The following is a 14415-nucleotide window of genomic DNA, read 5'->3' as shown; positions in this document are numbered from 1 at the left end:
AAACCATAAATTTGGAGTATAATCAAAACTAAAATTTCTTCCACCATTGGAAGATATGATTTGGAAGAGAAGCAAAACCAAAATTAACAGACATGAAAAAAATCCCTCAAAAAACAGTAAAAATTACGCACTTTAAAGAAAATAATGTTGAAGTGAATGTAATAATAAGTGCCAACACACAATTTGGCGACCCGCATTTTATCCTTAACGGAAAGAGAATAGATGATAACAATTCAAATGATGATAAATTTTCTTTTACCATTCCAAAAGCAGATTTAACATCAGACAATTTACTTTTCGCTACTTCTTTCAATATTAATATGCAGGTGAACCATCTGCAGATCTTAATCAATACATGCAGGATAAAGTTTGAATTCCCTCAGATTCCCTCCAAAAATTTTCATTTCAATCCTTTTGAAGGTAAAACAACCGATGATCTATCCGGTAAATTTATCTATGGTGTTTATAAATACATAAAAGTTGAGCTATGAAAAAGACATTATTACTAGCAGCGCTGGTGTCTAATATGGCATTATTGTTTGCTCAGAACAAAGAGATCAACGCAGAGTTAAACAAACTGGAACTCTCCAATGCACCAAGTGTAATGCTTCTCGGCTTGGCAAGTTCTGATCTGGAGACCCCGAAATCAAAAAAGGCTTTTATGACCAGTATTGTCAATTCATTCAGTGAAAATGATGGTCTTCCCAATGCCTATGCTGTAGAACTTACTCCTACCCATTTATTTACGCTGACGGAAATGGATGCTTTAAAGTATGCCGGCATTAAAAGCATTAAAAAACCAGATAACAGCTATGAGTATAAAAATAACATTTTCAGTGAGGCAAAAAACGTTTCTGTCTCATTTGCTTTTCTGAGAAATTATAAAATTGAAGATCTTGACACGGAAAACCCTTCGGTATCTTTTTCTTTACGAACCACAGTATTTAAAATAAGAAATAAAAAAAATATAGAAGCTATTACCACTTCAAATGATAACATTTCAAAGCAATTAAACGATATCCAGGCAGTGTTTGAAAAATCAAAGGAGTATAATGATATAGAAGCATCCAATGCCAGCCCGGATGAAAAAAATGAAATGAAAGCAAAAGCACTAGAAAAGTTTGTTCCGGATTATTACAAGACTGAAACCGAAAATTATAAAAAGTATCTTGACGAAAAACCTGCTTTTCAATTAGATATTGCTTCTGCCTACAGTACTTTCTTTTTAGATAATCAGTTCAAAAATAATCAGTTTGGAAAACTAGGATTCTGGATGACCATGAGTTCCGGGATCAATCTGCAAAGAACAAAAACTCCAAAGAAAAAAGAAGATCAAAATAATGGAAAATCAAAAGTAATCATCAAAGAAGCCTTCACCACAGACGCCTCAAAAATTGAGAAAAGATTAAACTTCTATGCCGTCGCAAGATACCTGCAGGATAAGACGGTTTATGATGCAGCCAGCGGATTCAGCAGAACTGACAATTATGATGTCGGCGGGAAAATAGAGCTTGTATACAACAGGTTCTCTATTGGATATGAGTTCATCTACAGAAGCAGTGATCTGGATGACACTTATCGTTCCAACGGAATCATCAACTATAAAGTATCTGACAGTGTGTACATCAATGCTGCATTTGGAAAAAATTATGGCGACAAGAATAATCTCATTACATTTTTAGGATTAAACTGGGGACTGGACAGTAAAAGAAAAACACTTTTTTCAGAAAAATAAAACCATAAAGATCCTCCAGAAGAAGATCAGGCATCGGATTAGGACATGAAGAAATAGCGGCAGATTTTTTATCTGCCGCTATTTATACTTTAAAATCCGGACGCAACCTCCATCAAAGTCCGTCAGACTAAAACAGCAATTAATATAAACATTTAGAAACCAAACAATTAACTATAAAATACAGATTTTCATTTTATTACTATATTTGAGAACTTAGAAACTGTCTAGAATTTTTATGGAAACCCAAAAATATACTCCAACCAACAAGGTAAGAATCGTAACTGCTGCTTCATTATTTGATGGGCATGATGCTGCGATCAATATTATGCGTCGTGTTATACAGGGAACAGGATGCGAAGTGATCCACTTAGGACACGATAAATCTGCAGAGGAAGTTGTAAATACAGCGATCCAGGAAGATGCCAATGCCATTGCATTAACTTCATATCAGGGAGGTCACAATGAATATTTCAAATACATTTACGACCTGTTGAGAGAGAAGAACTCACCTCAGATCAAGATTTTTGGTGGCGGCGGCGGTGTAATCCTTCCGGAAGAGATCAAAGACCTTATGTCTTACGGAATCGACAGAATTTATTCTCCGGACGACGGCCGTGAGCTTGGTCTTCAGGGAATGATTGATGATCTGGTACAAAGATCAGATTTTGCTACAGGAAAAGATGTTACGGCAAAAGATCTTGATGATATCAGCTTTGAAAACCCTTCCAGCATTGCGCAGATCATTTCTGCGGTTGAAAACTTTTCAGAAGAGAAACCTGAGCTGGTAAAAGCCATCGATGAGAAATCCAAAGATTTAACCATTCCGATCATTGGTATCACAGGTACAGGAGGAGCAGGTAAATCTTCTTTAACAGACGAATTGGTAAGACGCTTCTTACGTTCAAATACCGATAAAAAAATAGCCATTATCTCTATTGACCCTTCGAAAAAGAAAACGGGAGGTGCTCTTTTGGGAGACAGAATCCGTATGAATGCGATCAATGATCCAAGAGTTTATATGCGTTCCATGGCAACAAGAGAAAATAACGTTTCTGTTTCTCCGTTTATTCATTCTGCACTGAATGTATTGAAACTGGCTCATCCGGACGTTATTATCCTTGAAACTTCAGGGATCGGACAGTCCGGTTCAGAAGTTTCAGATTTTGCTGATGTTTCCATGTATGTAATGACTCCTGAATACGGAGCTTCCACACAGCTGGAAAAAATCGATATGTTAGATTATGCAGATCTTGTCGCATTAAATAAATCTGACAAGCGTGGTGCATTGGATGCTCTTCAGGCAGTAAGAAAACAATTCCAGAGAAACCACCTTTTATGGGAAAGCCAGCTGGAAGATATGCCGGTTTATGCAACAAAAGCATCCCAGTTTAATGATCATGGTACTACTGAATTATACAACAGATTAGTTTCAAAAGTAAACGAAAAGTTTTCTGATCTACACTTAAATACTTTTGTAGAGCAGGAAATCACAGATGAAGTAACCATTATCCCTCCGAAAAGAATCCGTTACCTTTCTGAAATTGTTGAAAACAACAAACAATATGATGCCAATGTTGAAAAGCAGGCTGAGCTTGCCAGAAAAATGTATCATATTGAAGGAGTAAAAAATATAATTTCCAATGAAGCTTTGGATGCCGAATACCAAAAAGCAGAAAAAGAGCTTCAGCAGGAGAACATCGATTTCCTTAAAACATGGGATGATACGAAAAAAGCCTTCCATGCCGAGTTCTATTCTTATTTTGTGAGAGGAAAAGAAATTAAAGTTGAAACCTCAACTGAATCTTTATCTCATTTAAGAATTCCAAAAATAGCATTACCAAAATACAATGACTGGGGCGATCTGATCAGATGGAAAGGACAGGAAAACCTTCCGGGAAGTTTCCCTTATACGGCAGGAATTTATCCGTTCAAGAGAACCGGTGAAGATCCGACAAGGATGTTTGCAGGAGAAGGAGGTCCTGAGAGAACCAACAGAAGATTCCACTATGTTTCCGCAGAAATGCCTGCAAAACGTTTGTCTACAGCATTTGATTCTGTAACATTGTATGGTCAGGATCCTGCTTTACCACCGGATATTTATGGTAAGATCGGAAATGCGGGAGTTTCTATCGCGACGCTGGATGATGCTAAAAAGCTGTATTCCGGTTTTGACCTTGTGAATGCACTGACCTCCGTTTCAATGACAATTAACGGTCCTGCACCGATGCTGCTGGCTTTCTTCATGAATGCAGCCATCGACCAGAATGTTGAAAAATATATCAAAGAAAACGGTTTAGAAGCTAAAGTAGAGGCTAAACTTAAAGAAAAATTTGATGATAAAGGTTTGGAAAGACCAAAATACAATGGTGAACTTCCTCCATCCAATAATGGTTTAGGACTGCAGCTTTTAGGATTAACAGGTGATGAAGTAATTCCTGCAGAAGTATATGCAGAAATTAAAGCCAAAACAATTGCCACCGTTCGCGGTACTGTTCAGGCAGATATCTTAAAAGAAGACCAGGCTCAGAATACGTGTATCTTCTCTACGGAATTTGCCCTGAGATTAATGGGTGATGTTCAGGAATATTTCATCAGAGAAAAAGTAAGAAACTTCTACTCTGTTTCCATTTCAGGATATCATATTGCTGAAGCAGGAGCCAATCCCGTTTCCCAGCTGGCATTTACCCTGGCTAACGGATTCACCTATGTGGAATATTACTTAAGCCGCGGAATGGACATCAATGATTTTGCACCCAACTTATCTTTCTTCTTCTCCAACGGTATCGACCCTGAGTATTCAGTAATCGGCCGTGTGGCAAGAAGAATCTGGGCAAAAGCAATGAAATTAAAATACGGAGCTGATGAAAGAAGCCAGATGTTGAAATACCACATCCAGACTTCCGGACGTTCTCTGCACGCTCAGGAAATTGATTTCAATGATATCAGAACAACCCTTCAGGCATTATATGCCATCTACGATAACTGTAATTCACTGCACACCAATGCTTATGACGAAGCCATTACCACTCCTACTGAGCAGTCTGTAAGAAGAGCGATGGCAATCCAGCTGATCATCAATAAAGAGTTAGGTTTAGCTAAAAATGAAAACCCGCTTCAGGGATCATTCATCATTGAAGAATTAACGGATCTTGTAGAGGAAGCAGTATATGCAGAATTTGACAGAATTACGGAAAGAGGAGGTGTTCTCGGAGCAATGGAAACAATGTATCAGCGTTCAAAAATCCAGGAAGAATCTATGCATTACGAATGGCTGAAGCATACCGGTGAATATCCGATCATCGGAGTAAATACCTTCTTAGGAAAAGATGGTTCACCAACGGTTTTACCGGGAGAAGTTATCCGTTCTACAGAAGAGGAAAAACAGGCACAGATTGAATCTCTTCATAACTTCCAGAAAGCCAACGAAAACAAGTCTGAGGAAGCCTTAAGAAAACTTCAGCACGCAGCCATCAACCAGCAGAACTTATTTGAAGTGATGATGGATGCTGTGAAATACTGTTCTTTAGGACAGATCACCAATGCTTTATTTGAAGTGGGCGGTAAGTACAGAAGAAATATGTAAACCTTAATGGACATACATTTTTTATAAATCAAACCTCAAAGTAATTCTTTGAGGTTTTTATTTTAATAATCAACAGAATTACCCATCATTCATTTCACCTGTTTCCAAATCAATTCTTCAAATCAAAAAAATAATCCATTGAATCTCCTTATTTTTGGGAGATCTTTATTTACAATGAAACCAAAAGCTTTATTCAACTGGAGCAGCGGAAAAGATTCTGCTCTTGCCCTTTACAAAATATTACAGGAGGATCAATATGAGATCCGCACTCTACTTACCAGTATTAATCAGGAGTTTCAAAGGATTTCCATGCATGGAGTACCTATTTCTCTTTTAGAAAAGCAAGCTGAAAGCCTGGGAATTTCATTAATTAAAATGGAACTTCCTAAAGAACCATCTATGGAAGAATATCAGCAAATCATGAGTACAACGATGGCTAAGATCCAGGCTCAAGGAGTTACCCATTCCATTTTCGGGGATATTTTCCTGGAGGACCTGAGAAAATTCAGAGAAGATCAATTAAATGCGGTCGGTATGAAAGCCATATTCCCACTTTGGAAAAAAGATACATCCGACCTCATCCATGAATTTTTAGACCTTGGTTTTAAAACGATTGTAACGTGTGTGAACGGATCTTACCTTGATCAAAGTTTTGCAGGCCGGATTATTGATGAGAAGTTTATTGATGATCTTCCTGAAAATGTAGATCCGTGCGGAGAAAACGGAGAATTTCACACCTTTACTTTTGACGGTCCTGTTTTCAGAAAGCCGATCCGGTTTGAAATCGGAGAAACGGTAAAGAAAACCTATCCTAAACCCAAAACAACTCCTGAAGAGGAAGACGGGGAATATACCTTCTGGTTCTGTGATCTTTTAGCAAAATAAGCCTGTGGATTATTATTCACAGGCTTTTCAAGATGTTATCTTAATGAAGCGAAAATTTCGTTCATAATTTCAAATACGGTATGAATATCCTTTTCACTGGTCATCCAGTTAACAAAAGCTGCTCTTATTCCCTTATGATTATTGTAAAAAGTTGGAGTCATGAAGACTTTTCCTGTATCATTGACCTTTTCCAGAAATAAATCAACCTCATTTTGCTTTGCTTCATCTTTTAATGTAAAGCAAACGGTATTCAATCTTACCGGAGCGAGCAGTTTAAAATCACTACTGTTTTCAATCAGGCTTCCAAATTTTTCAGCCCAGGATATATTATCATCTACAATCTCCTGATATCCTTTTTTACCATAAGCCATGAGAGAAAACCAGGCCGGCAATGCCTTCAGCCTTCTTGAATTTTCAGGAAGGAAATTTAAATAATTGAAATTATCCAAAGGGTCTCCGAGATAAGGAGCATTGGAGTTCTGAAAAGTTTCAATCTGCAGGATTTTATATTGTTCTTTAATCAGAAATACAGCACTTTCATAAGGTACATTCATCCATTTGTGACAGTCTACTGTAATACTGTCTGCAAATTCCCAGTTCTCTACAAGATGCCTGTGTGTTGCTGAGCAGGCTGCAAAGCCGCCAAAAGCTGCATCAATATGCCACCAGAAATTGTATTTTTCTTTTAGCCTGCTGATTGCCTTAAAGTCATCAAAATCTACTGTATTCACCGTTCCTCCGCTGGAAATTAAGATAAATGGCTCTCCGTTCAGTTTCAGGATATTTTCCTCAAGATCCTGTAGGCAGATGGCTTCACTGTTTCCTCCCTGAATTTTAATCTGAATCATGTTATTGCTCCCCAACCCCAATAACGAAAGTGACTTAATGGAAGAGGAGTGAGGAGTGGCACCCAGCACTTTTATTTTCTCAGAAACTCCTTCTCTGGCAATATCTTTTCCAAGTGCTTTCCCAAGCCATTGACGGGCAACAGCAAGACAGGTAAAATTGGACATGGTAGCACCCGTTACAAAGCCTCCCAAAAAGCTTTCCGGAAGCTGAAGAAGCTCCTGCAAAAGCCGTATTGCTTCCACTTCTATGACTCCTGAAATATCACCCTGACCTTTCATAGTTTGGGTATTCTGATCATAAATAGTCGTAAGCCAGTCTCCCGCAACTGATGCCGGAGTAGCGCCGCCGGTTACAAATCCCCAGTATCTTGGCCCGGAAGAAGCTACCATTACCGGTTCAAATTTTTGATTGAAAATCCTCAGAGCCCCTTCTGTTCCATATCCAGCATCAGGCAGTGCATATTTTTCTAATGTATGATTGGTTACAGATGTAGGTCTTTCTTCAATAGAGTTCAGGTATTCTATTCCCTGTTCTTTGACAATATTCAGCAGATGGTGTACGTTTACTGAATCATTTTTCAAATGTTCATTCATAATTTTGTGACAAATATTATTCAAAAATATTAAAAGGGAACCATAAAATGATAAAGAGCCGGTATAAAAACCCTTTCTAGCACGCAATTTGCATCCTATAATGCTCTTTTGGATATTTTAGTATCTTTAAGAATACAATCATCATTTAAAAATACAACACCTGTGATCAAAAATTTAATATTCCTGCCCCTTTTCTGTTTTTTATTTTCCTGTACCACTGAAACTCCAAAAGCCACTCCCGTTGATAAAAAAGCAATTATAGACTCTACCATCTCAGCTTTTCAGAAAACACTTTTGGAACAACAGATTGATTCTGCTTTCAAAAAGTATCACTTCAATGGAAGCATTGCCGTTTTCAAGGATTCTTTACCTCTTTACAGAAGAGAAAACGGTTATTCGGATTTTAAAAGAAAAACAAAAATTGACAGCAATACTATTTTTGCCATAGGCTCTGTAAGCAAGCAATTCACTGCCGTTTTAATTTTACTGCAGATGGAACAGGGAAAACTGAACGTAACCGATAAAGTTTCAAAATATCTGAAGGAATTTCAGACCAAAGAATATGAGAATGTAACGATTCATCAATTGTTAAACCACACCTCAGGGTTAAATATCATGGGCGGAAAGCTGATGTTTAAGAGCGGATCAGATTTCTTCTACTCAAACGACGGCTTCAATACTCTTGGAAAAATTGTGGAAAAGGTTTCCGGGAAATCATATGATGAGAATGTTCAGGAACTTTTCAAAAAGGCAGGAATGGCACATTCTTCCACTGGAGATATTTTTAAAGGAAATAATTTTGCAAGTGCCTATATGGGGACACCCGGCAAATTCCAGGAAGTTCCCAACATGCCGAAAAGATTGGGAGGAAAGGAAATCGGGACTCCGGCCGGCGGAATATTGTCTACCATTCAGGATCTTCATGCATGGAACAATGCTCTGTATGGCGGAAAAATATTAAAAACGGAAACACTGAAACTTTTTATGGCCAAAAGTGCGGAAAGACATCATGCCATCTTTGGAAAAATGGGTTATGCCTATGGAATTATGCTGAATATCGGCCAGCCCAATTCTTATTTCCACAGTGGTTATGTAAAAGGTTCACCTTCTCTGAATATCTATTATCCGGACACCAAAACCTCTGTTATAATTTTGTCTAATATTGCTGATGAAGAAAGAGGAAAAGGAGTAATTTTCAGACCTCACATTGAAGTAAAAAAGATCACTGATCATCTTGAAAATACGCTTACACAACTGAGATCGAAACAATAATATCTGTGGTCAATTTGCTTATACTGACTTTAGAAATTCCTGCATTTTTACCAGATTCTTTTTGTGCTCAATAAAGTTAAGTACAGAAAAGCTAAGAGCAATCTGCAATATTAATGGGAGGATTAATGTAATCATAGCCGTTAAAATATCATTATAATTTTGTTCACGGATAAACTGATAAGCATAATGCCCGCTCTTTATTGCCACCTGTGTCATAGAACTGGCGCATACAACCATTAATCCAAGATTCTGCTGATACATTGTATAAAGACATTTTCCTTTGTATTTAAAGTCAGCTTTAATATATTTCCATATTTTATAATTAAAAATCCAGATCAATACTGTTATCAATACAAATGATCCATTAAGAAGCCTGAAAAACAATGTATATTCCTCTTGGTCTCCTGCTATAAATAGTAACAATACATTAATTCCTGAAGCCAGTAATCCTACCATTAAAGATTTTTTGAAAAGTAAGTTGTATTTCTCGTGAATAATTCTTTTCGCAATCAAAGGAATTTTAGCCGGATAAAATAACAGATAATCCACCATCTTAAACTCGCCATTCCAGGATTCTTTCACTCTTAGAAAAGCTTCTTCAAAACTGACATTTTCATTGAACTGAATATCCGAAACCTGGCTAACCATATGATCTCTGATTTCTACCAGAATATCCAATGAAAGCTCCTGGGCTACCAGATAATCTGTAATCTTATTTTCCTGTGCTTCAGTAATCATATATTGAATATTGTCTGTAAATTGAATAAATAACTTTTCATCTCAGTTTCCTGTTCCGCCTGTTGTTTTTTCCCTTTTTCAGTCAGCAGGTAATATTTCCGGTCTCTTCCATTGATTTTCTGGATTTCGGAAGTGATCATTCCATCACTTTCCAGCTTATGCAATAACGGATAGAGTGCACCTTCAGTCATTTCAAGCTCACCCAGAGTAAGCTCTTTCGCTCTTTGGGTAATCTGATATCCGTACATTTTAACTTCTTTTGTAAGAAGCTTCAAAATAATATTCTGAAGAGTACCTTTGTAAAGACTATTCTTTTTCATGGAACGGTTTATATACATTACAAACTTATGCATAATTTTCTTATGTATATGATTTTACTATAGAAAATTTTAATTTTCCTTATGAAAAAAATGTACTTCATAGCAGTCTATCCTCCACAAGAGATTATTGAAGAAGTAAAAAACTTTAAAAGGGATCTGGCCCTTCATTATGACAATTCCAAAGCACTGCAGAATGAGGCCCATATTACTCTTCTCCCACCTTTTTCAAGAGAACTTGAACTGGAAGGTGATATTCACACAGCTTTCCAGAAAATCAATACAGAAATGGGTCCTTTTGAAATTGAACTGGATGGATTCGGGAGCTTTCCCAATCCTAAAAATCCCGTACTTTATATTCATCCAAAGGAAAATGTACATTTAACAGAACTTTACCATAAGATAAAAGAACATTTTAATTTTGGTCAATATTCTTTTAATCCACATATGACTGTCGGATACAGAAATTTAACCTGGGAGAATTATCTCAAAGCGTGGGAAAAATATAAAACGAAGGAATATAAAACGAAATTCTTAGTTGATAAAATATTACTTTTACGTCATGATGGAAGATGGGTTCCTATTGCAGAAAAGGGACTGGAAAAATAAAACCGGCTGCAAGAGCCGGTTTTTATAATTATTCTTTTATGACTTTCTGGGAAATGATAAGGTTTTTATTTTCTTTTACATTCAGCAGATAAGTCCCTGCAGGATAGTTTTTAATATCAACCCGTATTACAGAATCTTTCAGTTCAAATCCGGATGGAATCAGTTTTCCGGAAGCATCATACACTTCAACATTCACATTTTTTGCAAATTCCTGTTTTCCTTTAATGAAAAATTCTCCGTCTGTAGGATTCGGATAGATACTGAATCGTCTCTCTTCTGCTTTCACTTCTGAAAGTTTTAGAGTTGATTTGCTCAGTGTCCAGGAAACATTGGTAACGTGAAGTGTGCTGTGGTTATCTACTTTCAAAAGCGGATTGTTATCCACTACAGAGAATGTTAAGGTATTATTTCCGCTATTAAGCTGTCCCGGAGTAATCGTAACACTGTTCCCTGTCGTTCCCAGTGTTGTTCCGTTTAAGCTCCAGGTATTCACAAGAGTATTTGGAATAGGAAGAATTTCGTTGACCGTAAAAGTAACATTGGAAGCAGCATCAACAGTCGCATTATTTGCGGGTGTATAGGAGTCTACAGGAGAAACCAGAGTATGAATTCTTTCAATAATTGCCTCCTTACATACGGAACAGAACTGCTGGTTAAGGTATCTCATCTCACAGCTCTGATGTGGGCGGAACCATGTTGGGCTTTCTGCATGAGCGTATACTCCTACTCCATTCAATCCAACCCAATTTTTCCATTTAATCGTTGCAGGATTAGAATTCTGTGTTTTATTCGGAGACTCCAGTGAACCCGAGAACCAATATTCGTCGGCCAGTTTTCCAAAAGAATGCCCCAGCTCATGTACAACAATTTCATTGGAAGAACCGTTTAATGAAGCAAAAGCATAAGTACCTCCGCAACCTCCGTATTCTGTAGAATTACCCAACACATAGGTGATGTCGTAATCAGGGATATTAGCAGCCAGAACCTGTCCTACTTTGTTTGTTGTATTACTGTATATACATCTGTGAACTCCGACATCGAAGGTAGAACCCAGATAATTATCAGGATTGGTTACAGGAATTACAGGCTCTGTAACATCTGTTGCTGTTCCCGGATGTTTTACCCCGGATTCTGTAGAAATTACTTTTACTGCATAGGCATTAAAGTAATTCTTATATTCTGTATAGGGACTTTTTGTAAAAAGATAATTGACGGTATTTTGAGCTGATGTGGTAAAAGCAGACTGCTGTGCCGAGGTAAACCCGTCTCCTAACACTGCAATAACAATTCTTTTACTGTTATCTCCGTTCTGTAAAAGGGGAACGGTCTCAAATGTCTGGGCAAAACAGCTGCCACCTATCAAAAGGGATAATAAAATTTTTTTCATAATTATAGTTTTTGGGTGAATATTAGTTGTACACCATCATCAGTTGCCTTTTCAATTTTTACGGACTGAACATTTTCAGAATAAGAAAACCGGGTACTGAATTCTGTATTCTGAAGAGAAGCCTTATGTCTGGAAATCCCTTCTTTTTCATACACTTCCAATTCCGGGTTAAAAGGATCCTTTACAAGCTGTTTTCCCGATTCTTTACCATCAGGACCTGTAAGTGTGATGATGAGATCGCCTTGACGGACATTATCTCTTTCAAAAGAAGGCATATATTTTAATCTTCCTTCTGTAATTTTTGTGCTCTGGAGAGTAATTTTTGTATTGCCCGACTGATCTTTACCAGCCTTGAAAAACAAGTAAATAATCCGGTCGCTCTTTGCTGTCACTTTTTCTGAATGTTTCTTTTGGGCTAAATTATTTTCTTTCTGAAAGCTGCATAACAGAAATACAGGAACAATAAGTACATTAAATACATTTTTCATGATTATTTTTCTTTAAAGTTACTAAACTTTAAGAATAAAAATCGTTGAAGATACTTTTTTATACTACAACATAGAAAGTCTTATCTTTGAAGCAATGATTTCAGAGAAAATAATTTTAGGGATTGACCCGGGAACAACTGTAATGGGATTTGGTATCATCTCCGTAAAAAAAGGAAAAATGGAGCTGGTTTCTATCCATGAACTGATCTTAAAAAAATACCCCAATCACGAAACCAAGCTTAAATATATTTTTGAAAGGACACTGTCTCTTATTGATGAGTTTCATCCTGATGAAGTGGCCCTTGAGGCTCCTTTTTACGGAAAAAACGTACAGAGTATGCTGAAGCTGGGGCGCGCCCAGGGAGTTGCCATGGCAGCCAGTCTTTACAGGAATATCCCGATTACAGAATATTCTCCAAAGAAAATCAAAATGGCCATTACCGGAAACGGAAATGCCAGTAAGGAACAGGTAGCAGGAATGTTGCAGAATCTTCTTAAATTAAAAGAGTTTCCTACCAAATATTTAGATGCTTCTGATGGTCTTGCGGTTGCTGTATGCCATCATTTCAATTCCGGAACCATTACGGATACCAAATCATATTCCGGATGGGAAAGTTTTTTAAAACAGAATCCTGACAGATTGAAGTAATGCTTATTATTTCACAAATCTTTTAAAGAAAATTTAATCCTCTCAAAGACAGTATTTTATACAAACACACATAATTACTTGGTAAAACATAATACTATCTTTTACATTGGTATGATTTTTAGTACTACCTTTGTATAAATTTTCAGGTATGAAAACAAACCAACAAACTATAAATCAAGGGACTCATAAAATAAATTGGTTCCAAAAATTTCTGATGGTATGTTCAGGCGGGAACATCCATATCTTAAGAAAGACTCCAAGCGAATGGAATAAATTTTCCGGAATTGGGGGGATTGTGCTTTTTACTGCAGTGTTCGCCACATTATCTGCAGGTTATGCTATGTATACGGTATTTGACAATATTTGGGCAGCCGTAGGATTTGGAATTCTGTGGGGATTGATGATCTTTAATCTTGACCGTTATATTGTTTCTTCCATTAAAAAAACCGGAACGTGGTGGAATCAGATTCTGATGGCCATTCCGCGTCTTATACTTGCTACATTTCTGGGAATTATCATTTCAAAGCCGCTGGAACTTAAAATTTTTGAAAAAGAAGTAAACAAACAGCTGAACACCATTATACAAAGAAATAAAAAACAGCTTCAGGGAGAAATGAACGGGAGAATTCTTCAGCAAAGCGGCCCTTTTGAGACAGAAAAACAACAGATCTCAGGAAAAATAGCTCAGTATCAGAAGGCTTATGATTCTGCTTCTGTAGAACTTGAAAAGGAAATCCTGGGAAAGCAGTCCGGGTTAACCAGCGGAAAAGAAGGTTATGGCCCCAATGCCAAGCGTAAGCAGGAATTGAAAGAGCAACGCAGACAGGATCTTGAGAACTTCCAAAAACAGTCAGCTCCACGACTGGAATATTTAGACAAGGAAATTTCCAAAGTATACACCAATCTGGAAACAGAAAGAAAATCTACAGAAACTTTTGAAGATAAGTTCAACGGATTTGCAGCCAGACTTCAGGCATTAGATGAGCTTGGTAAAAATTCTGCTATTATAGGACTTGCTGCCGCCTTTATCATGGGGCTATTTATATGTCTTGAGATTTCTCCGGTTCTGGTAAAGTTAATTTCTCATATTGGACCTTATGACTATCTTTTAGAAAAAACAGAAAATGATTTCAGACTGTATTCCAAGGAAAAAATTGAAAAAGGAAATACACTGACAGATTTCAGAATTGAGGATTTTAAAGATAGCTTGAAAAATCAGTAGAGTACATTAGCACTATTTGTTAGAGAAAAAATCTATAATAATATCACTTTCAATAAATAAAATCTAACCTTTTACTTTATAGTGAAAG

The 14415-nt window shown here is 37.0% G+C and carries 13 protein-coding genes; 8 read left to right on the top strand and 5 right to left on the bottom strand.

Annotation, left to right across the window (positions count from 1 at the left end; all coding sequences use genetic code 11):
• Positions 1 to 92 precede the first annotated feature (92 nt).
• From ACR1PO_RS05305 to ACR1PO_RS05290, 4 genes are all read left to right on the top strand, one after another.
• On the top strand, positions 93 to 491 hold the full coding sequence (locus tag ACR1PO_RS05305; RefSeq protein WP_433986099.1) for a hypothetical protein: 399 nt from the start codon (positions 93 to 95) through the stop codon (positions 489 to 491).
• Positions 488 to 1735, top strand: coding sequence for a hypothetical protein (locus ACR1PO_RS05300; protein WP_433986098.1), 1248 nt, complete (start codon positions 488 to 490; stop codon positions 1733 to 1735). Before ACR1PO_RS05305 ends, ACR1PO_RS05300 begins: the two co-directional genes overlap by 4 nt.
• Positions 1736 to 1970: 235 nt before the next feature.
• Positions 1971 to 5318 carry a methylmalonyl-CoA mutase family protein gene (locus ACR1PO_RS05295; protein WP_433986097.1) on the top strand — a complete coding sequence of 1116 codons (3348 nt, stop codon included), beginning with the start codon at positions 1971 to 1973 and terminating at the stop codon, positions 5316 to 5318.
• A gap of 174 nt (positions 5319 to 5492) precedes the next feature.
• Positions 5493 to 6203, top strand: coding sequence for a Dph6-related ATP pyrophosphatase (locus ACR1PO_RS05290; RefSeq protein ID WP_433986096.1), 711 nt, complete (start codon positions 5493 to 5495; stop codon positions 6201 to 6203).
• Between the two features lie 35 nt (positions 6204 to 6238).
• Here ACR1PO_RS05290 and ACR1PO_RS05285 read toward each other — a convergent pair whose 3' ends face one another.
• Positions 6239 to 7645, bottom strand: coding sequence for a pyridoxal phosphate-dependent decarboxylase family protein (locus tag ACR1PO_RS05285; protein ID WP_433986095.1), 1407 nt, complete (start codon positions 7643 to 7645; stop codon positions 6239 to 6241).
• Positions 7646 to 7807: 162 nt separating this feature from the next.
• Here ACR1PO_RS05285 and ACR1PO_RS05280 point away from each other — a divergent pair, with 162 nt between their 5' ends.
• Positions 7808 to 8917, top strand: a complete 1110-nt coding sequence (locus ACR1PO_RS05280; protein ID WP_433986094.1) for a serine hydrolase domain-containing protein — start codon at positions 7808 to 7810, stop codon at positions 8915 to 8917.
• 18 nt (positions 8918 to 8935) lie between these two features.
• Here the strand turns inward: ACR1PO_RS05280 and ACR1PO_RS05275 are convergent, their stop codons facing one another.
• Together ACR1PO_RS05275 and ACR1PO_RS05270 are read right to left on the bottom strand one after the other, a co-directional pair.
• Positions 8936 to 9655: a hypothetical protein gene (locus ACR1PO_RS05275; protein ID WP_433986093.1), complete on the bottom strand. Its 720-nt coding sequence runs from the start codon at positions 9653 to 9655 to the stop codon at positions 8936 to 8938.
• Positions 9652 to 9975, bottom strand: a complete 324-nt coding sequence (locus ACR1PO_RS05270) for a PadR family transcriptional regulator (RefSeq protein WP_313002003.1) — start codon at positions 9973 to 9975, stop codon at positions 9652 to 9654. Before ACR1PO_RS05270 ends, ACR1PO_RS05275 begins: the two co-directional genes overlap by 4 nt.
• A gap of 81 nt (positions 9976 to 10056) precedes the next feature.
• Here ACR1PO_RS05270 and ACR1PO_RS05265 point away from each other — a divergent pair, with 81 nt between their 5' ends.
• Positions 10057 to 10581 carry a 2'-5' RNA ligase family protein gene (locus ACR1PO_RS05265; RefSeq protein WP_433986092.1) on the top strand — a complete coding sequence of 175 codons (525 nt, stop codon included), beginning with the start codon at positions 10057 to 10059 and terminating at the stop codon, positions 10579 to 10581.
• A gap of 28 nt (positions 10582 to 10609) precedes the next feature.
• Here the strand turns inward: ACR1PO_RS05265 and ACR1PO_RS05260 are convergent, their stop codons facing one another.
• The gene (locus ACR1PO_RS05260) at positions 10610 to 11968 is read right to left on the bottom strand and encodes a T9SS type A sorting domain-containing protein (RefSeq protein WP_433986091.1); all 1359 of its coding nucleotides are present in this window, start codon (positions 11966 to 11968) and stop codon (positions 10610 to 10612) included.
• A gap of 2 nt (positions 11969 to 11970) precedes the next feature.
• Entirely contained in the window at positions 11971 to 12456 is a 486-nt protein-coding gene (locus ACR1PO_RS05255) for a hypothetical protein (protein ID WP_433986090.1), read from the bottom strand.
• Positions 12457 to 12550: 94 nt separating this feature from the next.
• Between ACR1PO_RS05255 and ruvC the strand changes: the two genes are divergently transcribed.
• Together ruvC and ACR1PO_RS05245 are read left to right on the top strand one after the other, a co-directional pair.
• Positions 12551 to 13105, top strand: a complete 555-nt coding sequence (ruvC, locus tag ACR1PO_RS05250; protein ID WP_002976203.1) for a crossover junction endodeoxyribonuclease RuvC — start codon at positions 12551 to 12553, stop codon at positions 13103 to 13105.
• A gap of 148 nt (positions 13106 to 13253) precedes the next feature.
• Positions 13254 to 14327 (top strand): DUF4407 domain-containing protein, encoded by a 1074-nt coding sequence (locus ACR1PO_RS05245; RefSeq protein ID WP_433986089.1) that lies wholly within the window; start codon positions 13254 to 13256, stop codon positions 14325 to 14327.
• Positions 14328 to 14415: the final 88 nt, after the last annotated feature.

It is taken from the genome of Chryseobacterium amylolyticum (genome assembly GCF_051011775.1).
Taxonomy (GTDB): domain Bacteria; phylum Bacteroidota; class Bacteroidia; order Flavobacteriales; family Weeksellaceae; genus Chryseobacterium.
Note: the sequence above shows the minus strand (reverse complement) of the source record. Positions and strands in the feature narration are given on the sequence as shown.